Source organism: Mesorhizobium sp. EU05-FHT14A09 (assembly GCF_058790995.1).
Map to the genome: position 1 here is coordinate 87573 of NZ_JBYTDF010000007.1, position 22685 is coordinate 110257.

A 22685-nucleotide genomic window follows, 5' to 3' on the forward strand; every position below is an offset into this window, starting at 1 on the left:
GCATTTGATGTCGAAGCCCGATCTGGCGAGCCTTGAAAAGACCCTCGACAAGGCTTTCGAGGAGCGCGACGGCATTTCGACCGCGACCCGCGGCGAAGTGCGCGACGCCATCGAATCAGCGCTGGAACTGCTCGACAAGGGCACTGCACGTGTTGCCGAACGCCAGGACGATGGTCCGTGGAAGGTCAATCAGTGGCTGAAGAAGGCCGTGCTGCTGTCGTTCCGCCTCAAGCCGATGGAACTGATTTCGGGAGCGCCTGGCGGCGCCTCCTGGTGGGACAAGGTTCCCTCTAAGTTCGACGGCTGGGGTTCGCTCGAATTCGAAAAGGCCGGTTTCCGCGCCGTGCCATCCGCGGTCGTGCGTCGCTCGGCCTATGTCGCTCCGGGAGCCGTGCTGATGCCGTCCTTCGTCAATGTCGGCGCCTATGTCGACAGCGGCACCATGGTCGATACCTGGGCCTCGGTCGGGTCCTGCGCGCAGATCGGCAAGAATGTGCATCTCTCCGGCGGCGTCGGAATTGGTGGCGTGCTGGAGCCGATGCAGGCCGGCCCGACCATCATCGAGGACAATTGCTTCATCGGCGCGCGCTCCGAAGTGGTCGAGGGCTGCATCGTGCGCGAAGGCGCTGTGCTCGGCATGGGCGTGTTCATCGGCAAGTCGACCAAGATCATCGACCGTGCCACCGGCGACGTCTTCTACGGTGAAGTGCCGGCCAATGCGGTGGTGGTTGCCGGTTCGCTGCCGGGCAAGCCGTTGCCGAATGGCGAGCCGGGCCCGAGCCTCTACTGCGCCGTCATCGTCAAGCGCGTCGACGCCAAGACCCGGGAAAAGACCTCGATCAACGAACTGCTGCGCGACTGAGCGGTGATCGCGTGAGTCTCCAGCAGACGCTTTGGGCGTTTTTCGGTTTCAGCGGACGGCTGAGCCGGCAAGCCTTCGCGCTTGCCGGGTTGCTGCTTTACGTCATCCGCCTCTACGCGGTTACCCGCCTCGATATCGACATCAATCAGAACATCGTTGAACAGTTGCCGCCACTGTTTCTGATGGCGATGTGCGTCCTGTTTGTTTCACATCTCGCTCTCGCGGCGAAACGGCTGCATGATTTCGACAAGACCGGCTGGTACGGTCTGTTCTTCATCCTAGGAGACATTTTCGTATTCCTCCTGCTCTGCCTGCCGCAGGGAACGAAGGGCGCCAACCGCTATGGCAGCGAGACCAACGCTCCGGCCTGACGATACATTGATATTCTCTGCGCGAGAGCATTTTGTAGTTTCCGTGAAACACGGAAACGCTCTAGTCTTGTCGCTACAATGGAATCCTAACAGATTCTTAGCCGATCCATGCAAGATGGAGCGGATGTTGTAGCGACATCTGAGGGGGAACGACTGTCAGACCCGACAAAAGTTCTCGGCAGCAGCCTCTCCGGAAGAGCGGCGCGCCTTTTCGACTGGTTCTCGACTCCCTTGGAGAACGAGGCCACGGCTGTTCGCTCTCGTTTCCTTGAAACGACCTATGACCGCAAGTTCGCCATCCTCTTCGCCAGCCTGAGCGTCATCGTTCTTGCCGGCACGACAATCGTGCTGACAGGAGCTTGGTGGCCCTGGCTGTGGATGGCAACCGAGCTTGTGTTGCTGGCCGTGCGGTTCACCTTGATCATACGCTGCGAGGTTGCGCGGCTGCAGGGCGAAAACCCGCCTCTTGGCGCGCTCATGGCGGCGGGTGGTATCTGGTCGGCGGTTTTCGGCCTCGGCTGCTTCGGCTGCATCGCCAGCGAAAACCTGGTCCTTTCGGTGCTTGCCGGACTGAATGTCGCCGGCGTGATCGGTGTCATCTCCTCGCGCAATGCCGCGACGCCACGCTATGCCATCCTGGTCATGGTGCTGGTCAGCCTGCCCTTCATGGTCGGCGCGCTGCTTTCCCAGCAACCCGGCATGTGGGTGGTCGGCCTGCAGACGCCTTTCTATGTCGCCGGAATCGTCGGCGTCCTGGTGCACAATCATGCCATCAGCGTGCGCATGATCCGGGCGGAACTCGACAACCGGGATCTCGCAGTGAGAGACGCCCTGACCGGCCTGCCCAACCGCATCCTCATGCAGGAGGAACTGCATCGGATGTGTGGCCAGCTGGCTTCGCAGGCGGCCAATGGCGGCAAACCGTTCGTCGTGCTCAGCATGGACCTCGACGGCTTCAAATACGTCAACGACAGCCATGGCCACACCGCCGGCGACCGGCTGCTGCGCATTGTTGGCGAGAGATTGCGGAAGACCTTCCGCTCCACCGATATGGTGTTTCGCATCGGCGGCGATGAATTCGTCGTGCTTTTGCCGGCCACATCGGAAATCGAGGCCGCTCATCTCGCCAAGCGGGCGATCGAAGCGATTTCAGAACCGTTCGAGATCGAGGTCGGATCGCCGGCCTATATCGGCATGAGCGCCGGCAGCGCGCGAGCTCCTATCGATGGCGATACGCCGGAGAAACTGCTGACATGCTCCGATATCGCGCTTTATGAAGCCAAACGATCCGGCAAGGGCCGGCACCGCTCTCATCTGCCAAGCACGGCTTGAGGGTCCGGCTAGGCCTGTTCGATGGCGTCGGCCGTCAATTTCGGTGAACCCTGGCCCCGCTCTTCCGCCTCCTTCACCAGGGCCGTGATCCGCTCCGTCAGTGGTGCCCGCACGCCGCCTCTGGCGGCCAGCCGCAGGATCGTGCCCTGCAGCTCCTCGATTTCCGTCTTGCGGCCCAGTTGCAGATCCTCCCACATCGACGAGCGCGCCTGCGGATCGATCGCCAGCATGCGCCTGGCCAGGCGCAGAAAAAGGAAGTCCGGCAGCCTCAGGATCGTCGGCAGCAGCGCGGGCGGCGGACCGGCAACCCGGCCCGGCCGGATGCCTGCCGCCTTCATCGCCGCCAGTGCCTCCGCGACCTGAGCCGCCAGCAGCGAGCGCCAGCGCCGGTCGGAAAGTTCCGTCGCCAACGGCAGGTCAGACAAGGCCACCAGTGCGTTGTTGAGGTTGAACAGCAGCTTGCCCCATTGCACCGAGCGCAGGTCGGCGTGGGTGGCGGTCGCGAAACCTTCGACATTCAGCAGGGTCGAGATTCCCGGCACGCCGCTGTCGACCAGCACGGTTCCCTCGCTGGCGCGATGCACCCGGAAAGAGGTCTCGTCCTCCTGCTGCACGACATTGAAAGGCACCATCCCGGCGAGTACACGCTGCCCACCGACGGTTGCAACCAGGCGGTCGACATTACCGACGCCGTTCTGCAGGCTGACGACGACCGCATGGCTGGGCGCGTGCGCCGCAATCTGCCTGCCGATCTCGTCCGTGGCGCCGCTCTTGGTGGTGACCAGAACGATGTCGGCATCCTTGAACGCCGCTTCAGCGTGCGTTTCGACCGCAAATGCCGCCTGGCTCAAATGCCTGTCGCGCTTGTCGAGATCGGTGACACGCAGGCCACCGCGCAACAGGGCCCTCTCGATCCGCGGGCGGACCAGCAACGTCACCTTGCGTCCGGCCAGCGCCAGACAACCGCCGGCATAGCAGCCGATGCTACCGGCGCCGGCGACAACAACGGATGCGTCGCGCAATGTCATCGCAATCTCCGAGCAAGGCACAGCAGCTAGATGGCTGCCGGCCTATTGTTGACCCGTTCAAGCAGGCTTGCCAAGAACCGCAGGCCTTGCCACTTCAAGGGCCGTGACACGATCCACTCTTTCGAATAACGCTGCGTATATGACACTGCCGACCGATCCCGCCCAGAATCTCGCCGCCCTCATCCGCTGCCCCTCGGTGACCCCGGCCGAAGGCGGCGCACTGTCGTCGCTGGAGACCATGCTGAAACCGCTCGGCTTTGCCATCGAGCGCCCGGTATTCAAGGAAGACGGCACGCCCGACGTCGAGAACCTTTACGCGCGGCGCTCCGGCAACGGACCGCATTTGATGTTCGCCGGCCATACCGATGTGGTGCCTGTCGGCGACGAGGCGGCATGGACACATCCGCCGTTTTCGGCAGCGATCGCCAATGGCGAGATGTATGGCCGCGGCGCCGTCGACATGAAAGGCGGCATCGCCTGCTTCATCGCCGCGCTTGCCCGCCATGTTGCTGAGAAAGGCGCGCCGAAGGGTTCGGTTTCGCTGCTGATCACCGGTGACGAGGAAGGCCCGTCGATCAACGGTACGGTCAAGCTTCTGGAGTGGGCGGCGGCGAAAGGCGAGAGCTGGGACGCCTCGATTGTCGGCGAGCCCACCAACCCCGATCAGCTGGGCGACATGATCAAGATCGGTAGGCGCGGCTCGCTGTCGGGAACGGTGACCGTCAGCGGCCGCCAGGGTCACGTCGCTTATCCGCACCTTGCCGACAACCCCGTGCGCGGCCTGATCACGCTCACCGATGCGCTGCTCAACCCCGTCTTCGACAAGGGCACCAGGGATTTCCAGCCGACCAATCTCGAGGTCACGTCGATCGATGTCGGCAATCCGGCCACCAACGTCATCCCGGCCAAGGCGAGCGCCACCTTCAACATCCGCTTCAACGACACCTGGGATGCCGAGACGGTGCAGGCCGAGATCCACAACCGGCTCGACACCGCCAGCGGCCGCAAGAAGTACCGCAAGGGACGCAAGGAGCCGATCGAGTTCGAGCTGGTCTGGAAGGACCGGCCGAGCCATGTCTTCCTGACGCGCGACGACAAGCTGATCGAGACGCTGAGCGGCTCGGTTGCCGCCGTCACCGGCCGCAAGCCGCAGCTGTCGACGTCCGGCGGCACGTCCGATGCCCGCTTCATCAAGGACTATTGCCCGGTGGTCGAGTTCGGCCTGGTCGGCAAGACCATGCATATGGTGGACGAGCGCGTGGCGTTGGACGATCTCGAAACGCTGACCGTGATCTATCAGCGTTTCATCGAGGACTGGTTCGGGTAAGCGGGCCAAGCATGCTTTCAGCCGATGAAATCCAATCGTCGCTGAACGGCGCCTGGCGCATGATGCTGGGCAAGGCCGACGGCCTGCGCCTGCTCGACCTGTCGGCCGACGGATTCTGGAATTCCTTCTTTGCCATTCCGGTGGCCGTGCCTGCCCTGATCGTGGGCTGGGTCGGCATCTCCAACTCGACGGGCGAGACCGCAGCGGAACGGTTCGAACTGCTGTTAAAGCTGGCTGTCGTCGACGTCGGCACCTGGATTTTGCCTTTGCTGGCGCTGGCAGCGGTGGCGCCGCGTGTGGGGCTCGGCTCCCGCTTCGTGCACTATGTGGTGGCCGGCAACTGGGCCGGCGCCATCATCGCCTGGCTGATGCTGCCGGGCGCCCTGATCCGCTTGCTCGTTCCCGCGGCGGACCAGGCGAGTGGCCTGGTCTCGCTGGTGCTTTTCGTGGTCTCGCTGGTGTTCAGCTGGCGCATGACCAACATCGCCATCGGCAAGGGCGCCGCGATGGCCACGGCGGTGTTTGCCGGCATGTTTGCCGTCTCGCTGATCGCCCTGTTCGCGCTGCAGACACTGCTTGGCATATCAGCCCTGGGCGCCTAGGGCGCTGCGGCCCGTCGCTCGCCAGCTTCCGGCGAGCGCAGCCACCAGCATCAGCGCCACAGCGACCAGGGCAGCAGCAGCAAATCCCCATGTCGCGTAGAGCGGACCAAAACCGGTCGTTCCGGCAAATACCGCCAGATAGGTGACGGCGCTGTTGAGGCCCATGATGGTGCCGCGGCGTGCCGGGTCGATCGCCGCCAGCCGCATGATCAGCACATTCAGACCAAAGTGATTGGTGAGCCCCCACAGAAAGGTCAGCACCAGCACGCTGAGGAAGCTGTCGCCGGCCAGGGCAAAGCCGAGGTAGACGGTTCCGACGGCCAGGAATGCGAAAGGCATGACGCGGCCGGGGCCGAGCCGGTCGACGACGCCGTCAAGCAGGGCCGCGGCGCCGAAGCCGATGCCGTAGACCAGTGCCACGATGCCGTTGGCGCTCACCGGTTCGCCAAGACCGCTGTGCAGATGATCGCCCAGATAGCCATAGATGCCATAGAAGGCGCTCATGAAAGCCGCGCAGGCGACGAGCAGCGGCTTGACGCCGCCGATCCGCAATGCAGCCAGCGGCTGCGGTGCCGAGCCGGTCGCCGGCACGTCACGATAACGGCTGGCTTTCAAGGTCAGGAAGGCGGCAAGCGCAAGCAGCGCAACGACGGCATAGACGGCACGCCAGTGAACGTAGTCGGCAACGACGGCCGACAGCGAAACACCGGCGACCATGCTCAGCGTCCAGCCGGTCAGCACCAGGCCGATGGTGCGGCTTTCACGCCCGGCCGGGGCTACCGCCGCCGCGCTGGAATAGATTGCCGGCAAAGCAACGCCGGAGGCAATGCCTGCCACCAGCTGTGCTCCGGCCAGCGCCGGCACGATAGGCGCAAGCGCGCTCAGGGCCAACGCCGTGGCCAGTCCGAGCAGCGCCCACAACAGCATGCGCCTGGCACCGAACCGGTCGACGTGGCGCGCCATCAGCAGGGCGCTGGCGGCCGTTCCCAGCCCAAAGACCGCCGACGCCGACATGACCAGCGCAACGTTGGAGCCGAGTGACCGCGCCACCTCCGGCGCGATCGGCCCGAGCACCAGCGAATTGGAGCCGATGACCGCGATGCAGAACGTCAGCACATAGGCGACGGCCGGCATCCGCGCAGCAGGTTCGGCAAACAGGGGAGATGATTGATCTGTCTTCGGCATGAGCGCATGATGACGGAATGACATTCCGCAACAAGAGGAATTTTTGGCGATGACGCAAGAAACAGATGACGTTCGGCAAAACGCTGTTCCGACGCGGGACCTCGACGAGATGGACCGAAAGCTATTAGGCGCGCTCTGCGAGGATGCCACTGTCAGCTATGCCGAACTCGGGGAGAAGGTGGGGCTTTCGGCGCCCGCCGCGCATGAGCGGGTGAAGCGCTTGCGCCGCAGCCAGGCGATCCGCAGCACGTCGGTGCTGATCGATCCGGTCGCTGTCAACAAGCCGTTGCTCGCTTTCGTGCATGTCGACACGCGCGGCTGGGGCAAGACGCCGGAGCTGATGGCGATTTCGGCCTATCCGGAAGTCGAGGAGATCCACTCAGTCGCCGGCGATGCCTGCATGCTGCTCAAGGTTCGCGCCAGGGATACGCGGGCACTCGAAGGACTGCTGGCCAGGCTCTATGACACGCCGGGTGTCATGACCACGCGCAGCTATGTGGTGCTGTCGACCTATCTGGAACGGCCGGTGCAACCCGGTTCGACCAAGGTCTGGCCGATGCCGGGCCACATGGCGCAGCCAATCGAACACCGGCGCAACGTCAACGCGCTTGCCAGGAGCGAATAGTTCGCGGGGACTGAAGCAATTCCAGCAAAAGTGCGTAGCGGTTTTGCGTCCGGAATTGCGTCGAAACAAGGAGATAGAGCATTGAGGCGACCCTGTTTTCGCCGGAAATGCTCTAAGACGTCGGGTAGTCGACGCCGGTGAGGAACAGGCCGTCAGGCGGCGCAACCTGGCCGCAGGAGGCACGGTCACGTGCCTCGAGGGCGGCCCTGAGATCGGCGGCGGTCCATGCGCCTTCGCCGACGCGCTTCAGCGACCCGACCATGGAGCGCACCTGATTGTGCAGGAAGGAGCGTGCCGAGGTGCGGACTTCGATCGTCTCGTCCTGGCGCGAGACATCCAGCCGTTCCAGCGTGCGCAGCGGGCTGTTGGCCTGGCATTTCGTGGAACGGAAGGTGGTGAAGTCATGCCGCCCGAGCAGAACCTTGGCCGCTTCATGCATGGCTTCGGCATCGAGCCGTTTCGGCACCCACCAGACCTTGCCCATGTCCAGTGCCGGCGGCGCGCGGCGATTGGCGATGCGGTAGATGTAGTGGCGCCCGACCGCGGAGAAGCGGGCATCGAAGTCGTCCGAAACGGCGGCCGCCGCCAGAACGGTGACGCGTTCGCCAGCGCGCTGCAGATAGGCATTGACGGCGTCGCGCACCGTATCGGCCGGCCATGCCTTGCTCAGGTCCGCATGAGCGACCTGGGCCGTGGCATGCACGCCGGCATCGGTGCGGCCGGCTCCACGAATGGAGATCGCGTCACCACAGAAACGCGTGATCGCCTGCTCGATTGCTGCCTGCACAGAATGCTGGCCGGCAGCCTGCCGCTGCCAGCCGGAATAAGGCCCGCCGTCATACTCGATGTCGAGGCGATAGCGGGGCACGTCGGGGCGCTACGCTGCCAGCGCGGTGCCGAAAGCCGAAGCGTAGACCAGTTCGCCGCTCTGCGGCGCCTCGCCCCAGGCCTGCGCCTGCAACGCTTCGCCCTGATAATCGCTGGCGAAACCGGAGGCGCGCTCGTGGCTGTAGCCGAAGCGGCCGTAATAGGCCGGGTCGCCCAGCACGATGGCCAGGTTCTCGCCGGCATCCTTGAGACGAATATGCGCTTCGCGCACCAGCGCGCCGCCGATGCCCGTGCCGTGGAAATCCGGCTCAACAGCCAGCGGCGCCAGCGCCACGGCCGGGTACTGCTTGCCGCCGTTCTCGACATAGAGGCGCGAGAACAGGATATGGCCGACAACCTGGCCTTCTTCTTCCGCGACCAGTTCCAGGACCGCATCGCCTTGCGCGACGATCGCATCGACGAGACCAGCCTCGGTCTGCTGGCCGAAAGCATGTTCTTCAACGAGGCGGATCGCCTCGCGATCCCGCGGCGTCGCCGCGCGTATCGACATCATGCTCATGACAGTTTCATTCCTTCTTCCAATTTTGCCCCGCGCAGGAACTCCTGTGCGGTCACGGGCTTGCCGCCCGCGCGCTGCACTTCGACCAGCCTGACCGCACCTGACCCGCAGGCGACCGTCAGCCGGTCGTCGAGAATTCCTCCCGGTTCCCCCATGCCGTCGGCGACAGTCGAACGCAGCAACTTCAGCCGTTCGACCCGGCCGCCGATCGTGGCCTCGCACCATCCGCCGGGGAAGGGCGAAAGGCCGCGAATGTGGTTGTGGACCGTATCCGCAGGACGGGTCCAGTCGATCCGGGTCTCCGTCTTATCGATCTTCGCGGCGTAGGTCACGCCCTCGGCGGCCTGTTCCACAAAGCTCAGCGTCCCGGCCTCCAGCCTCGACAAGGCTTCGACCATCAGTCCGGCGCCTGCAGCCATCAATCGGTCATGCAGATCGCCGGCGGTCATATCGGGATCGATCGCCAGTTTTTCAACAAGTCCGACCGGACCGGTATCCAGTCCCTGCTCCATTCGCATGACCATTATGCCGGTTTCGGCATCGCCGGCCATGATGGCGCGCTGGATCGGTGCTGCACCACGCCAACGTGGCAAAAGCGAGGCGTGACCGTTGAGACAGCCGAGGCGTGGTGCGTCGAGAATGGGCTTCGGCAGCAGCAGACCATAGGCCACGACAACGGCAACATCGGCATCCAGAGCGCGAAAAGCCGACTGTTCGGCCTCGCTCTTCAGCGACACCGGCGTGTGGACCGCGATGCCCAGCCGTTCGGCCTCGCGCTGCACGGGCGATGGCGTGAGCTCCAGGCCGCGACGGCCGGCGGCACGTGGCGGCTGGGTGTAGACGGCAACGATGTCATGCCCGGCCTCGGCCAGCGCGCGCAGCGTCGCGACCGAGAAATCGGGCGTGCCCATGAAGACCACGCGAAGTGTCATGAATTCGTCCCGGGTCAGCCCACCAGGCGGCTTGGCGCCTTGTCGCGGGCGAGCTTCTTGAACTTCTTGACCACCATGTCGCGCTTCAGCTTCGAGATGTGATCGATGAACAGCACGCCGTTCAGATGGTCGATCTCATGCTGCAGGCAGGTGGCCATCAGGCCGTCGGCATCGATCTCCTGCAGGCGGCCGTCGCGGTCCAGGTAACGGACCCGGACGGTTGCCGGCCGTTCGACCTCGGCATAGTAATCGGGGATGGACAGGCAGCCTTCTTCGTAAACGGAGCGCTCCGACCCGCTTTCGAGAACGTCCGGATTGATGAAGACATGCGGAGCCGGCGGCTCGCCTTCCTTGGCGAGGTCGATCACCAGCATGCGCAGCGGCTCGCCGATCTGGATCGCGGCCAGACCGATGCCGGGAGCATCGTACATCGTCTCCAGCATGTCGTCGGCCAGCTTCAGCAACGGCTGATCGATACGCTCGACCGGCTTGGAAACCTGGCGCAGGACGGGATCGGGAAGAATGATGAGCGGCTTGATCGACATATCGCTCACCTAAAACCTTGCAGGGAAGGCGTCAACCACACAGCCGTCAGCATGTTCACGGTTTGATCTTCTCCTGTCACAAGAATCGTTTATGCTGTGCTGATGAACGACCTCAGCTCCATCCTTTCCGAACCCGTCGCCCGGCTCGGCGCGACGACGATCACGCTTGGCCAGGCATTGGGCTTCGTCGTGTTTGTCGTCCTTGTCCTGTTCATCGTGCTCATCGCCGCGCTGTGGCGCGCGGCCAAGGCACGCAGCGTCGCCGCGGCCGAAGCGGCCGATCACGCCCGCGACGCGGACGCCCGCATGGCCGGCATCCTGCAAAGCCAGGCCGAAATGCAGGGGCGCATGGGTGCACTGGCGGACGTGTTCGGCGCGCGCCAGGCCGAATTGACGCAATCGATCGGCCAGAGGCTCGATGCCATGACCGGCCGTATCGGCCAGACGATGACCGAGCAGACGAAGTCGACGCATGAAAGCCTGGCGAAGCTGCAGGAGCGGCTGGCCGTGATCGACACCGCGCAAGGCAATATCCAGTCGCTCGCCGGACAGGTCGTGCAGTTGCAGGCGATCCTGTCCAACAAGCAGACGCGCGGTGCCTTCGGGCAGTCGCGCATGGAAGCGATCGTCGCCGATGGTCTGCCGCATGGTTCCTACGAATTCCAGGCAACCCTCACCAATGGCAGCCGCCCGGATTGCCTGGTGAAAATGCCGAATGGCGCGCCCTCGCTTGTTGTCGACGCCAAGTTCCCGCTCGAAGCGTGGAATGCCATCCGTGCCGCCGAAAGCTCTGAATTGCAGAAAGTCGCAGCGCAGGCGTTCCGACGCGATATCGAGGTGCATATCCGCGACATCGCCGAGAAATACCTGATCCAGGGCGAGACCCAGGACACCGCCTTCATGTTCGTGCCGTCGGAATCGGTCTTTGCCGAAATCCACGAAAATTTCGAGGCGCTGGTGCAGCGTGCCCATCGCGCCCGTGTCGTCATCGTCTCGCCATCGCTGCTGATGCTGTCGATCCAGGTCATCCAGGCGATCCTGAAGGATGCGCGCATGCGCGAACAGGCGCATCTGATCCAGGGCGAAGTGATCCGGCTGATGGAAGACGTCTCGCGTCTCGACGAAAGGGTGCGCAAGCTGCAGACCCATTTCGGCCAGGCCTCGAAGGACATCGACGACATTCTCGTCTCCTCCTCCAAGGTCACCAAGCGCGGCCAGAAGATCGAGGCACTGGAGTTCGGTGCAACCGAAGGCACGGACGCCGCGGCCGCCGGTCAACGCAAGGCCGACGCAGCACCCCGAACGGCAGACTCAAAGACCGGACAACTCAGATTGCGAGTCGTCGACCCCGACGACGCCTGATTGTCTCCAGACGTCTTCTGACGCTTATTGCCCTTCGATCGTCGTCTCAACGCTCTCGAAGCGCGGCATCCAGCCGAGCGCCGAGCCATGGAACTTTTCCAGGCGCGGCACGAGTTCCTGTCGCTGGCGAGCGGTACCGGTTCTGATCCCATAAATCTTCGGCCCGTCGCCGGCACCGACGACATAAAGATGTGAGCCGCAATCGCCGCAGAAGGCTTGCAGGCGCTTGGCGCCGCTGCTGCCGGTCTTCTCAAAGATTTTCGGCTCGCCCCTGGTAAGCCGGAACTGCGCCTCCGGTGTGGGAAGGGAGACGCGAAACGCCGTGCCCGTAAGTTGCTGGCAATCGGTGCAGTGGCAGATCAACGTTGCGCTTGGGTCGACCTCGGCCTCATAGGCAATCGCGCCACAGTAGCAGCTCCCGTCGATCTTCATGGTCTTTTCTCCCGATGTTTTGCGGCAATCTAGCGCTGCGGGACAGTCCGGCAATGGCTGTCTGCAACTGGCGTCATCATTGGTGGAGCGGAATGGCGTCAGATGAACCGACATTCGCTTCTATCCCCTTGTTTTGCCCTATGATCTTGGTCCGAAATGCCGGCAATCTTTCGGAACCGTGCTCTGGCATGGTGCCTTGCTCTTTCCGAAATCTGTTGTTTCATTGCTTCCTGTCCCAACGGAGGAGCGAATCATGGCTAAAGGTTCGATGAGGCCGGGCAAAGAGGCCCGCAAACCCAAAAAAGACGCCAAGAAGCCAGCAGCGGCGCCAACGATAAAGGCAACGCCCGTGCAGGCAACACGCATCAAAGACAAGTGAGGTCGCGGACAAACGACCAGCACATTACAGCCGGCGCTATGCCGCGCCGGCTGTAAAATTGGCATCCCGGAACGTCACACTTCACGCAGCCCGCGCCGGAATGCAGCCATGAACGGCTCCATCAGATAGGCAAGCACCGTCCGCTTTCCCGTCACGATCAGCACTTCGGCCGGCATGCCGGGCATCATGACGACGCCTTCCTCGAGTGTTGCCAGCTCGTTCTGCGGCACTTCGATCCTCGCAAGATAGTAGGTCTGACCGGTCGCTTCGTCGGTTACCCTGTCGGCGGAAACCGATTTCACCGTGCCGGTGACGCGCGGCATGCCGCGGCTGGAATAGGCCGTCAAATGGACGGTCGCCTGAAGGCCGGCAGCCACAACATCGATGTCGCTCGGCGAAACCCGCGCATCGATCAGCAGTTCCTCAGTTGTCGGCACGATATCGAGAATGGCCTGGCCCGGCCCGATCACGCCGCCAGAGGTTTTGAACTTGAGATTGGCGACCTTGCCGGTGACCGGTGCGATGATGACCGTGCGGTCGAGCACGTCCTTGCTGGCATTCAGCCGTTCGGCGGCGTCGATGTAGCTGGCTCTCGCCTTCTCCAGCTGGTCGGCGATGTCGGCCGACTGTGTGGCTTTCAGCGACATGCTCTGGGTGTCGAGTTCGCCGATCTTCTGTTCAACTTCGGCGATCTGGCCGATGAAATTGCCCCGGTCTCCATCCAGCGCCGCCTTCGAGCGCTCCAGCTTCAGGGTCTCTGACCGTGCCAGCAGCGCCTTGTCGACCAGGCTCTTCTTGACGCTGTGCTCCTGCTCGGTCAGCGCGAGCTGCGCATCGACACTGACCACCTGCGACCGCAGACCGGACAGCTGCTCCTCGAACTGGCGCTTGCGCACATCCAGGATCTGCAGCTGCGCGTCGAGCGAAGAACGGCGCTGGTTGAACAACAGGGTCTGGCCAGCGATGATCTTCCTGGCCCGCTCATCGCCGCTGGCCAGAAGGTCCGGCGGAAAATTGATCTCGGTCCTCTCTTCCTGTTCGGCGCTCAGGCGCGCCTGTGTAGCCTCCAGCGTGCGGGCCTGCTCCAGATAGAGATCATAAAGGGCTGCCGCCTGCGTACTCTGCAAGGTAACCAACTGATCGCCCACGCGTACAAGGTCACCGTCGCGTACTTTCAACTCCTTGATGATGCCACCCTCGAGGTGCTGGACGGTACGCCTGCTTCCATCCGGGCTGATAATGCCGGTTGCCGTGGCTCCCTCGGCCATCGGCGCCGCCGCCGACCAGACAATGCCGCCGACGATGAACATGTAGGCGAGGGCCATGCCGTAGCGGGCCGGTTTGCGGACAGCGTCCCTCAACCTCGGCGGCTCGACCCTGGCGTCAATGACGTTCGGCGACTTCCTGACCAGTGCCTGCGACTTGCCGGGCTGAAACTCTGACATCTTTCTCTCCCCTGGAAGCATCCCATGCGGTCCATTTCGCTCAGGCGATCTGTTCTATCTGAGGCGCAGGCGCGCCACTTTTCTGCGGTTTGGACTCGGCGTCTCCATCAGCCTGTGGCTCGTCGGAGGCCCTGATCACGTGCAGTGGTGGGCGCTCGCCTTCCTTGGCGATGGAGCGCAAGCGGACGAGGACTTCGTCGCGTGGTCCGAACAGATGCAGTCGACCATCCCGCAGGAAAAGCACCTTGTCGGCCTGGGCAAGCGTCGATGGACGATGGCCAACAATGATCAGGGTCGTCCCCTGTGCCTTCAGCTCGGCGATCGCGGCGGCCAAAGCCGATTCGCCGACCTGGTCGAGATTGGCGTTGGGCTCGTCGAGCACGACAATCCTGGGCGAGCCGTAGACGGCGCGGGCAAGGCCGATGCGCTGGCGCTGGCCGCCCGACAGACGCGACCCCGCATCGCCGATCGGCGTCTCGTAGCCCTGTGGCAGGCGTTGGATCATGTCATGGGCATGCGACAGCATGGCCGCATCGATCACGGCCTGATCCTCAGCCCTGGCCATGCGCGAGATGTTGTCGCGCACGCTGCCGGAAAACAGCTCGACGTCCTGCGGCAGGTAGCCCATCGCCTCGCCGAGCTGCTCGCCGTTCCAGTGCTGGACGTCGGTGCCATCGAGGCGGACGGTTCCAGAGCTTGGCAAGACGATGCCGGCGATCAATCGGCATAAGGTGCTCTTGCCGCTGGCGGACGGGCCGATGATGGCTACCGCCTCACCAGGCTGGAAAGCGACGCTCAGATTGTCGATGATGGCGGGCCGACCGGGCTGGGCAGCGTAGGAGACGTTTTCGAGAATGATGCGTCCCTCCGGTTCCGGCAGGCGGATGCGATGGGGCTCCGCACTGACATTCTGCAGGCGCTCGGTCAGCCGCGCATAAGCGATGCGGGTCTGACCGAGATTGCGCCAGATCGCCATCAGATGTTCGACGGGAGCGAGCGCACGGCCAAGCAGGATGGAGGACGCAATCATCACGCCGCCGGTGGCTCCGCCCTGCAGCAGCAGATAGGCACCGAGACCAAGCGTTGCCGATTGCACGAACAGCCGCACGAATTTGGTGATGCCGACGATGGTCGCGCCGCGTTGCGAAGCCAGATCGGATGCGTTCAGGAAGGCATCGTTGCTGGCGCGGAAGCGTTCCAGCAGGCCAGGCAGCATTCCCATCGCACGAACCACTTCAGCGTTGCGGATCGCCATGTCGGCTTGCTGCAGCGCCTGGATCTGCGAGGTGCTCGCCACCAGGGAGGACTTGCGCGTCACCACCTCGTTGAGCACGCCGAGAAGAACCAGCAAGATCGTCGCGGCGAGCGCGAATGCGCCAAGCGCTGGATGCAACAACCAGATCAACAGCAGGAAGACCGGGGTCCAGGGTAGATCGAACAGCGCTGTCGAGGCCTGTGACGAGAGGAAGGACTGTACCTGGCCAAGGTCGCGCAACGGCTGGGTGCCAGCCTGGTCGCCAAGCAGGCGGGCGCGGACACTGCCGGCGATGATGATCGGGCTCAGGCGATCGCTCAACCAGTTCGCGGCGCGCGCCATGATGATGTTGCGCAACATGTCGAGCAGGCCGAGCACGAGCAGCGCCGCGCCGGCCATGACCGTCAGCAGCACCAGCGTTTCAAGATGGCCGGTGACCAGCACGCGGTCATAGACCTGAAGCATATAGATGGGCGATGCCAGCATCAGGAGGTTGATGGCGAGACTGAAGACCGCGACGATGATCATCGCGGATTTCACCTGCCCCATGGCATCATCGAGTTCCGTCTTTCTCGCCTTGCGCGCCCGTGAACCCACAATTGCCATCACATCACTCCTTTTTCAGTTCACTCAGGCCAGAAGCGCGGGATCGATGAACAGGTCGTGCGAAACGAAACTGCTGAACGCGTTGGTTATGGCGGCGTCCGGATTTGTCGTCGTCCGCTCGCCAAGCACCACGAAGGTCGAGCTCTCCATGCCGGGAGCCGTGCTGGCCACCCGCGCGACCCAGTAGGCGAGGCCGCTGACCGTGAGCGAAGCCAGGGATGCCGAGACGGATGCCGGATTGGAGCGGACAAAGACATCTTCGCCGGCCTGGTAGTCGAAGATCAGGTTGTTGGTGCCGCCCAGCACACGAAAGATGTCCTGGCCGGCCACGCCGCCATCGCTGACGCCGTCGCCGAACACCGTCTTGGTACCAGTACCGGTGATCGAGAGGATGTCGGCGCCGCTGCCGCCACGCATCTGGTCATTGCCGCTGCCACTGATCAGCCGATCATTGCCGCCGGCACCGATCAAGGTGTTGGTCAAGGCGTTGCCGACGAGCACGTCACCAAAGCTTGAGCCCGTCAGGTTCTCGATGCCGCTCAACTGATCGCCCTGCGCATGGCCGCCGACGCCAGTTGCCGCGCCGGTGTTGTCGAGCTGCACGAGGACGCCAGCTGTGGAACTGGAATAGGACGCGGTATCGAGACCGTCGCCGCCGATAAGCACATCGGCTCCACCACCTCCGGTCAGGACGTCGTTGCCGGCGCCCCCTTCGAGGCGATTGGCACCGGAGGCCCCAATCAGCTCATCGTTGAATGCCGAGCCGACGATGTTCTCGACGGCGACCAGCACGTCGTTCTGGGCATCGCCGCCGCTCGACAACACGCCGGACGTCAGACTGTCGGACAGGACCGCACGCACCGCCGCAGCGGACGTCGAGTACTCAGCGGTATCGATGCCGTCGCCGCCGATCAGGAATTCGGTGCCGGTATTGGCACCACCACGAAGGAAATCGTTGCCCGCGCCGCCGTCGAGACGGTTGGTCGAGCCGTCACCGATCAGGATATCGTCGAAAGCCGAACCAATCAGGTTTTCGATGCCACTGAGGATGTCGCCCGCCGCATCGCCGCCGCTGGCCATAGCCCCAGCGAGATTGACTGATACCGCCGCCGCCGAGGTCGAATATTCCGCGGTGTCATTGGCGCCCAGGCCGCCATCGATGTGATCCGCCCCAGCGCCGCCAACAAAGATGTCGTTCAGTTCGCCACCCACGAGACTATCGTCGAAGGCCGAGCCGATCACACGCTCGATCAATTGCAGCTGGTCGCCTTCGGCATCGCCACCGGTGCCGGTCCCTGTCGCCAACGGATCGGCCACTGTGGTGTTGAGATGGATCGTTACCGCCGCGGCCGAAGTGGAGTAGTCGGCCGTGTCGACGCCACCTTGACCGATCAGAGTGTCGGCGCCGCCATTCCCGGTAAAGGTGTTGGCATTGGCATCGCCGACCAGAATGTCGTTCTGCGCCGAGCCGATGATGTTCTCAATGCTGATCAGCTGGTCACCCGCGGCAGCGCCGCTGACGGAGCCTGTGGCCAGGTTGATGCCGACGGCACCGCCTTGCGAATAGTCAACGGTGTCGACGCCCGCACCGCCATCCATGATGTCCGCGCCCGCGTCGCCCTGCAGCATGTCGTTGCCGGCACCGCCGAGCAGGCGATCGTCGCCGGACGACCCGACCAGCCGGTCATTGCCATCGCCGCCATCGACCAGATCGTTGCCGTCGCCGGCCTGCAGATCATCGTCGCCGCCTTCGCCGAACAGCTGGTCGTCGCCAATGGAAGCGGTCAGGAAATCATTGCCTTCGCCGCCATGCATGACATCGTCGCCCAGGCTGCCGATCAGCTCGTCATTGCCGCTGCCGCCATCCATGAAGTCGTTGCCGTCGCCGCCGGTCAGCAAATCGTCGCCCGAACCGCCATAGAGCGTGTCATTGCCGAAGCCGCCGATCAGCGTGTCGTTGCCGCTGCCCCCGAACAGGCGATCGTCGCCAAAGCCGCCGTCGAGCGTGTCATTGCCGCCCCCGGCTGCATCAATGCCATCCGGAATGCCGTCACCGTCGAGATCGTCGGCAATGCCGTCCTGGTTGGCGTCATCAGCGCCGTCGCCGATCAGAACATCGTTGCCGTCCATGCCGCGCAGCAGATCATCGCCCGCATTGCCGATCAGCTGGTTGTCGAGCTTGTTGCCGGTCAGCGTGTCGTTGAAAGCTGAGCCGGTGATGTTTTCGATGCCGCTCAGCACGTCGAGCGCGGCATCTCCGCCGGAGCCGCGCGCGGTGCGCTGTGGATCCAGGGGCAACGCCACCATCACCTTAAGGCCCGAGGTCGAGTAGTCGGCCGTGTCAATGCCGTCGCCGCCGTTCAGCGTGTCCGCACCGGCACCGCCGCGCAGCAGATCATTGCCCGCACCGCCGTTGAGGGTGTCATTGCCATCGCCGCCGTCCAGCACATCGTCGGTGGCAGCGGCGTTCAGCGTGTCATTGCCGGCGCCACCGTCGAGATAGTCGCGGCCGAGGGAGGTCGTAGCAACTGTGATGACGTCGTTGCCGCCCAGCCCTTCAATGCGATAGCTGCCATCCGCCGGTTGGGTGAAGTTGTCCGTATTGCCGGAGAGCTGGATCAGCACGAAAGGATCCGCTGCCATGCTGGCCAGTCCCGCCGACACGCGCGGCGCGGCCGGTGCCGTCGCTGCGGCTGGCATGGATGCAGCCTCGTTGGCTGCAGCGGTGATCTTCTGGCTGCCGATCTGACGGGATATCGATATCTTGCGCATCTGAGCCTCTCTCCGTCTGCCCCTTTGCGCAGACGAAACTCTGCGAGGGCACCCAACGGGAGATTAGCGGTGAAGCGACGCCGGCGGCACAACGCTTAGGTGGAGTTACACTTCTGGCGTAGTCCACGGCCTCTTTGGTAGGATCAGGTAGCCCTGCCAATGCCCGGACCACAGCGTTCGTCGCACTGCCGTCCAATAAAAAAGGCCCCGCACGAAGCGGAGCCTTTTTCGGTCAGGCTGCAGCGATGGGAGGATGCGCCGCAGCCGACTATGAGTTTATCAGCCGGCAGCCGCGTAGCCGGTTGCCGTGATGCTCGACCACTCGTTTTCCTGAACCGCAACCACGAGGTTGAGGTCGGTCGCGGTGTCGTGGCCATAGGCCTGGACGTCGATCGCGAAAGTGGCTTCGTTGCCGTTGATGTCGACGCAGACATCGATGTCATGATTGACGTCGAGGTTGCTGTCGATGTCCGAATACAGGTCGAAATCGACATCGATGTTGGAATCGAAATCGTACGAGGCATCCAGGTTCACGTCGGAAGGATCACAGTAGAAGGTCATGTCACTCTCCTTGTCGCTTTGATGATGTCCGGTTCACAGGTCCGGCGCATTTGAAGCCTAGGCCTCATCGATCCGATCGGCAAATATTCAAGCGGAGTAAATTTGTCATCTTGCAGAGTAAAACTTTCGATATTCAAAACTAAACTCATTTGTAAAAAACGAAAATAGGCGCCTCCCTTATCGGAAGGCGCCTATTCATATTTTCTTTTATTCGTTTCAGCCAAAAACGGCTAGCAGATCACCCAACTGGAAGGTGAGTTGCGCGTCGGTCAACGCCAGGCCGGCATCGGCATCGACCGCAATGGCGTGCATGATCGTGGCCGTCTGCTGCGCGCTGAATGCCCCCCGCATCGGCATTGCACCAAAATCGGGATTGTTGGCGAAGAACTCGTCCAGGGTGAGTGTCGAACGTTCGCCGTCGAGACGCAGTGTCACGACAAGATCGTCGCGGTCGCCTCTGTCGCGCTCCATCGAAACAGCTCTCGAACCCAGCAAGGCATCGAGACCTTCGATGGCGAGACGGTCGCCGCCGCCGACCGAGAAGTCGGCAATGGTATCATCGTCGAAAGCGCCAACGATGAGATAGGTGTCGGCTCCGGCGCCTCCCCTCATCACGTCGTCACCGTCACCACAGGACGAGCCGAGCAGGAACACATCGTCGCCGGCGCCGCCCGAAACATCGTCGCGACCGTCGCCGCCGCTCAGCAGATCGTTGCCGTTTCCGCCCGCGATCTGGTCGTTGCCGTCGCCCCCGACGAGCATGTCGTTGCCGGCGTCGCCGGAAAGGGTATCCCTGCCATCGCCGCCGAACAACCAGTCGTCGCCATCGCCCCCGCCGAGAGTGTCACGGCCGTCACCACCAAAGGCGGTGTCGTTACCGCCGCCGCCGCTGATGCGGTCATCGCCTTTGCCGCCAAACAGCCAGTCATCGCCATTGCCGGCGCGGATGACATCGTCGCCACGGTCTCCGCGCACCAGCGAGTCGCCATTGTCCGTCACGATGGTGTCGTCCCATCGGGTGCCGACATATTCTGTGTAGACGACCTGGGTATCGATTGCCGATGTCGCCAAAACGACGCTCGAGGAATACTGGTCCTCCAGGGCGATCGCATCAGCCTGGAGATCGGCGAAGCTGTTCTCGCCATGCGCAGTCACATTCGCTTCGAATGTCGCCAGATTGCCCTGTAGGGTGCCGACATCGGATCGACAGGACTCCACCGCGACATCATTGACCTGGTGGGCAGCAGCCAGACCCGTTTCGAAAGCAAAACTGGCGCCGATGGCCGACACGACGGTCTGCTGGCTCATTGCGTGGGCATCCGTGCCGGTAACGGTCCTGCTGTTGGCGACCGAAATATCGGCATTGCTCATCGTGACCACCGCTGAGGCCATGGCAAGCGGTGTTTGATCGCCGGCGGCCTGTGCAGCCGCCTGTGCGCCAACTGCGGCGATGGCAAACGACGCAAGCCCACGGTCTATGGTGGTCAGATGGACCTGGGTGTTTGAAAACGTGGATTGACCGAAAGCGTCCGCGCTAACCTGCGCGGAAACACCGATTGCGCTTTGCGTCGTCACCGTGCGCACCTGCACGGTCTGCGACGGATGATTGCCGCAGCCGTGCTGGTGGCCTTTGTTCCAATTCGACGCGCTCATGGCGAACTCCTCCATTGCGCGCCAAGCATAATCGCCATGGCGGTGCCGGAAACGGTTTCATAGCGATGATCGCCTAGATTGCCGGCCTACGCCTTCCGGCTGAGCGCCGTTGGAGCGGATGGTGCTCCTAAGACGGTCCTCATGCCGTGTCCGCGGAGTAAGCCTCGGAAGTCCAAGCAAATTCGGCCGCTTGTCCGACATCCATGGGCTCTTTCGAAGAGCTTTTTTTGCATGTGAAGCGCCTCACATCGGAGGCGACCTCATTGCGATACGACTGGAGCAATTCCAGCAAAAGTGCGCAACGGTTTTGCGTTCGGAATTACGCGAAACAACAAGTTGGCATTTCCGTGAAAAATGGAAACGCTCGGATGAAACCGATGCGGAAAGAGGGTTCCGGCGGCGCAAAGGCAAGCGCCCACAAACCGAGGAGACTAGTAAAATGACTGGGGATGCACAAAAGGCGGTTGTGCTGGTAGTTGATACCTTGGCGCTGCGATGCGCCGGCATTACGACTTTGATCAACGAATGGGTCAGCCCTCTCGGCAAGTCGGCCCTTGCGATAGAACCGGAGAAACTCGGTCTCTATTCTCAACCAGGCAACATCGTTTCACTTATTGTCCTGAATGTCGGAGGCTCATCACTGCACGATCTGCAGACGCGGACGGTGCTGCAAAGCGTCCGGGACCAGTTCCCGACCACGCCTTGCGCCATTCTGTCGGACCGGCCGGAAGCGGAAGAGGCGGTCGGCGCTGTAAGCTTCGGCTTCCAGGCTTTCATCTCGACCACCACGCCGCTGGCCGTGGTACATCAGGCGCTCGCTTTCATCATGAACGGCGGCGCGTATTTCCCTCGCGAAGCCCTGCTGGAGATCGCGGACGGGCGGGATCGTGCTCGCCACCACTCAACCGCAGCGGCGGGCAGCAGCCTGCTGACGCCACGCCAGAGCCAGGTTCTGGATCGGCTTCGCTCCGGCAAGTCCAACAAGCTGATCGCTCGCGAACTCGACATGCAGGAATCGACGGTCAAGGTCCATGTCCGGCAGATCATGAGCAAGCTCGGCGCAACAAACCGCACCCAGGTGGCGATCATGGCCCTGATGAAGGGCGATCTTGCTGCCGGCGGGCCTGAGCCAATGGTGGCTTAGGCGGCAAAAAAGCGCCCGCGAGGCGGCAAATACCTTCGGGTCGCTATCCAAGCTGCGCCTGCGCGCGTAGACTTCCGCAGACCAGGCAACAAACGAAACTTCAGAAGAAGCAAAACAGAATCTCATTTGAACTGAGATCACGTTGGGGGCACCGATGTTGATGACCAGTCTGGACCAGGAATCAAAACACACGCTGGCGAAATTCGCCCACTATGACCGCGACCTGCTGGACAGGATGTTCGGCGACGCCAAGCCCGAAAAATACGCCGCGGGACGGCTGCTTTTTCTCCAGGATGACCCATCGGATCGCGTCTACGGCCTGCTTGCAGGGTCCGTGGAGATTTCGATCTTCTCGGCCGAAGGCGACAAGCTTGTCGCCAACCTGCAGTTGCCCCCCAGCCTCATCGGCGAAATTGGCGTGCTGGACGGTGGTCGCAGGACGGCGACAGCCATCTGCAGGTCGGACTGCTCCATTGTATCGCTGACGCGCAAGCAGGTTCTGGACCGCATCGAGCGGGATCCTCAGCTCGGACGCGCCATCATCGAACTGCTGTGCAAGCGGTTGCGATGGATCAGCGAAGAGCTTGGCGACCACACCTTCCTCGCCATCGAAGCAAGGCTCGCCAAACGCTTGCTGCATCTGAGCGAGCTGCTTGCCGATGGCTCCGGCTGGATTGCCATCTCGCAATCGGAACTCGCCCAGACACTTGGCGCGACGCGGGAATCCGTCAACAAGCTGCTGAACGACTGGCGCGGCCGCGGCCTGATCGCGACGAAACGCGGTCACGTCAAAGTCAACGATCCCGCCCGCCTGCGCCGCGTCAGCTCCGATTGAGCGCTGCAAAACTCAGGCGCTTCTCGAACCCGGGGCGGAGCCTTC

Annotated in this window: 22 protein-coding genes; 10 read left to right on the plus strand and 12 right to left on the minus strand. The window is 63.0% G+C overall.

Annotated features, from left to right (window positions below):
- The first annotated feature begins 7 nt into the window (after positions 1–7).
- The 3 genes from dapD (at position 8) to AC3WTO_RS22240 (ending at position 2565) form a co-directional block, all read left to right on the plus strand.
- Entirely contained in the window at positions 8–862 is an 855-nt protein-coding gene (gene dapD / locus AC3WTO_RS22230) for a 2,3,4,5-tetrahydropyridine-2,6-dicarboxylate N-succinyltransferase (RefSeq protein WP_492463095.1), read from the plus strand.
- 11 nt (positions 863–873) lie between these two features.
- Positions 874–1233: a DUF805 domain-containing protein gene (locus tag AC3WTO_RS22235; RefSeq protein ID WP_492463096.1), complete on the plus strand. Its 360-nt coding sequence runs from the start codon at positions 874–876 to the stop codon at positions 1231–1233.
- Positions 1234–1464: 231 nt separating this feature from the next.
- A complete protein-coding gene (locus AC3WTO_RS22240) occupies positions 1465–2565 on the plus strand; it encodes a diguanylate cyclase domain-containing protein (RefSeq protein WP_492463097.1) in 1101 nt (366 codons plus the stop codon).
- A gap of 8 nt (positions 2566–2573) precedes the next feature.
- Here the strand turns inward: AC3WTO_RS22240 and AC3WTO_RS22245 are convergent, their stop codons facing one another.
- Entirely contained in the window at positions 2574–3593 is a 1020-nt protein-coding gene (locus AC3WTO_RS22245; RefSeq protein WP_492463098.1) for a 2-dehydropantoate 2-reductase, read from the minus strand.
- 139 nt (positions 3594–3732) lie between these two features.
- Here AC3WTO_RS22245 and dapE point away from each other — a divergent pair, with 139 nt between their 5' ends.
- Complete coding sequence (dapE, locus tag AC3WTO_RS22250) at positions 3733–4920, plus strand: succinyl-diaminopimelate desuccinylase (protein ID WP_492463099.1); 1188 nt, start codon at positions 3733–3735, stop codon at positions 4918–4920.
- An 11-nt stretch (positions 4921–4931) separates the two neighbouring features.
- The gene (locus tag AC3WTO_RS22255) at positions 4932–5522 is read left to right on the plus strand and encodes a transporter (RefSeq protein WP_492463100.1); all 591 of its coding nucleotides are present in this window, start codon (positions 4932–4934) and stop codon (positions 5520–5522) included.
- On the opposite strand, the gene AC3WTO_RS22260 is transcribed toward AC3WTO_RS22255, so the two are convergent.
- Positions 5505–6707 carry an MFS transporter gene (locus AC3WTO_RS22260; RefSeq protein ID WP_492463101.1) on the minus strand — a complete coding sequence of 401 codons (1203 nt, stop codon included), beginning with the start codon at positions 6705–6707 and terminating at the stop codon, positions 5505–5507. The two genes, AC3WTO_RS22255 and AC3WTO_RS22260, sit on opposite strands and share 18 nt — an antisense overlap.
- Before the next feature lie 49 nt (positions 6708–6756).
- Between AC3WTO_RS22260 and AC3WTO_RS22265 the strand changes: the two genes are divergently transcribed.
- Entirely contained in the window at positions 6757–7332 is a 576-nt protein-coding gene (locus tag AC3WTO_RS22265) for an Lrp/AsnC family transcriptional regulator (RefSeq protein WP_492463102.1), read from the plus strand.
- A 112-nt stretch (positions 7333–7444) separates the two neighbouring features.
- Here the strand turns inward: AC3WTO_RS22265 and truA are convergent, their stop codons facing one another.
- From truA to def, 4 genes are read right to left on the minus strand one after another with little or no spacing between them, the layout of a single operon-like run.
- The gene (truA, locus tag AC3WTO_RS22270) at positions 7445–8200 is read right to left on the minus strand and encodes a tRNA pseudouridine(38-40) synthase TruA (protein WP_492463103.1); all 756 of its coding nucleotides are present in this window, start codon (positions 8198–8200) and stop codon (positions 7445–7447) included.
- A gap of 9 nt (positions 8201–8209) precedes the next feature.
- Positions 8210–8719 carry a GNAT family N-acetyltransferase gene (locus AC3WTO_RS22275; protein ID WP_492463104.1) on the minus strand — a complete coding sequence of 170 codons (510 nt, stop codon included), beginning with the start codon at positions 8717–8719 and terminating at the stop codon, positions 8210–8212.
- On the minus strand, positions 8716–9651 hold the full coding sequence (gene fmt, locus AC3WTO_RS22280; protein ID WP_492463105.1) for a methionyl-tRNA formyltransferase: 936 nt from the start codon (positions 9649–9651) through the stop codon (positions 8716–8718). Before fmt ends, AC3WTO_RS22275 begins: the two co-directional genes overlap by 4 nt.
- Positions 9652–9665: 14 nt before the next feature.
- Entirely contained in the window at positions 9666–10196 is a 531-nt protein-coding gene (gene def, locus AC3WTO_RS22285; protein ID WP_492463106.1) for a peptide deformylase, read from the minus strand.
- Positions 10197–10298: 102 nt separating this feature from the next.
- On the opposite strand from def, the gene AC3WTO_RS22290 reads away from it, so the two are divergent.
- On the plus strand, positions 10299–11558 hold the full coding sequence (locus tag AC3WTO_RS22290) for a DNA recombination protein RmuC (RefSeq protein ID WP_492463107.1): 1260 nt from the start codon (positions 10299–10301) through the stop codon (positions 11556–11558).
- 24 nt (positions 11559–11582) lie between these two features.
- On the opposite strand, the gene AC3WTO_RS22295 is transcribed toward AC3WTO_RS22290, so the two are convergent.
- On the minus strand, positions 11583–11990 hold the full coding sequence (locus AC3WTO_RS22295) for a GFA family protein (protein ID WP_492463108.1): 408 nt from the start codon (positions 11988–11990) through the stop codon (positions 11583–11585).
- A 253-nt stretch (positions 11991–12243) separates the two neighbouring features.
- Here AC3WTO_RS22295 and AC3WTO_RS22300 point away from each other — a divergent pair, with 253 nt between their 5' ends.
- The gene (locus AC3WTO_RS22300; protein WP_492463109.1) at positions 12244–12369 is read left to right on the plus strand and encodes a hypothetical protein; all 126 of its coding nucleotides are present in this window, start codon (positions 12244–12246) and stop codon (positions 12367–12369) included.
- 74 nt (positions 12370–12443) lie between these two features.
- Here AC3WTO_RS22300 and AC3WTO_RS22305 read toward each other — a convergent pair whose 3' ends face one another.
- From AC3WTO_RS22305 to AC3WTO_RS22325, 5 genes are all read right to left on the minus strand, one after another.
- The gene (locus tag AC3WTO_RS22305) at positions 12444–13814 is read right to left on the minus strand and encodes an HlyD family type I secretion periplasmic adaptor subunit (RefSeq protein ID WP_492463110.1); all 1371 of its coding nucleotides are present in this window, start codon (positions 13812–13814) and stop codon (positions 12444–12446) included.
- A gap of 40 nt (positions 13815–13854) precedes the next feature.
- On the minus strand, positions 13855–15675 hold the full coding sequence (locus AC3WTO_RS22310) for a type I secretion system permease/ATPase (RefSeq protein ID WP_492463111.1): 1821 nt from the start codon (positions 15673–15675) through the stop codon (positions 13855–13857).
- Positions 15676–15699: 24 nt separating this feature from the next.
- Positions 15700–18447: a calcium-binding protein gene (locus AC3WTO_RS22315; RefSeq protein WP_492463112.1), complete on the minus strand. Its 2748-nt coding sequence runs from the start codon at positions 18445–18447 to the stop codon at positions 15700–15702.
- Between the two features lie 279 nt (positions 18448–18726).
- The gene (locus AC3WTO_RS22320; protein WP_129412295.1) at positions 18727–19008 is read right to left on the minus strand and encodes a hypothetical protein; all 282 of its coding nucleotides are present in this window, start codon (positions 19006–19008) and stop codon (positions 18727–18729) included.
- A gap of 216 nt (positions 19009–19224) precedes the next feature.
- Positions 19225–20661, minus strand: a complete 1437-nt coding sequence (locus AC3WTO_RS22325; RefSeq protein ID WP_492463113.1) for a calcium-binding protein — start codon at positions 20659–20661, stop codon at positions 19225–19227.
- Positions 20662–20851: 190 nt separating this feature from the next.
- Between AC3WTO_RS22325 and AC3WTO_RS22330 the strand changes: the two genes are divergently transcribed.
- The gene (locus AC3WTO_RS22330; RefSeq protein WP_492463114.1) at positions 20852–21805 is read left to right on the plus strand and encodes a response regulator transcription factor; all 954 of its coding nucleotides are present in this window, start codon (positions 20852–20854) and stop codon (positions 21803–21805) included.
- Between the two features lie 154 nt (positions 21806–21959).
- The gene (locus AC3WTO_RS22335) at positions 21960–22640 is read left to right on the plus strand and encodes a Crp/Fnr family transcriptional regulator (protein WP_492463115.1); all 681 of its coding nucleotides are present in this window, start codon (positions 21960–21962) and stop codon (positions 22638–22640) included.
- Positions 22641–22685 lie beyond the last annotated feature (45 nt).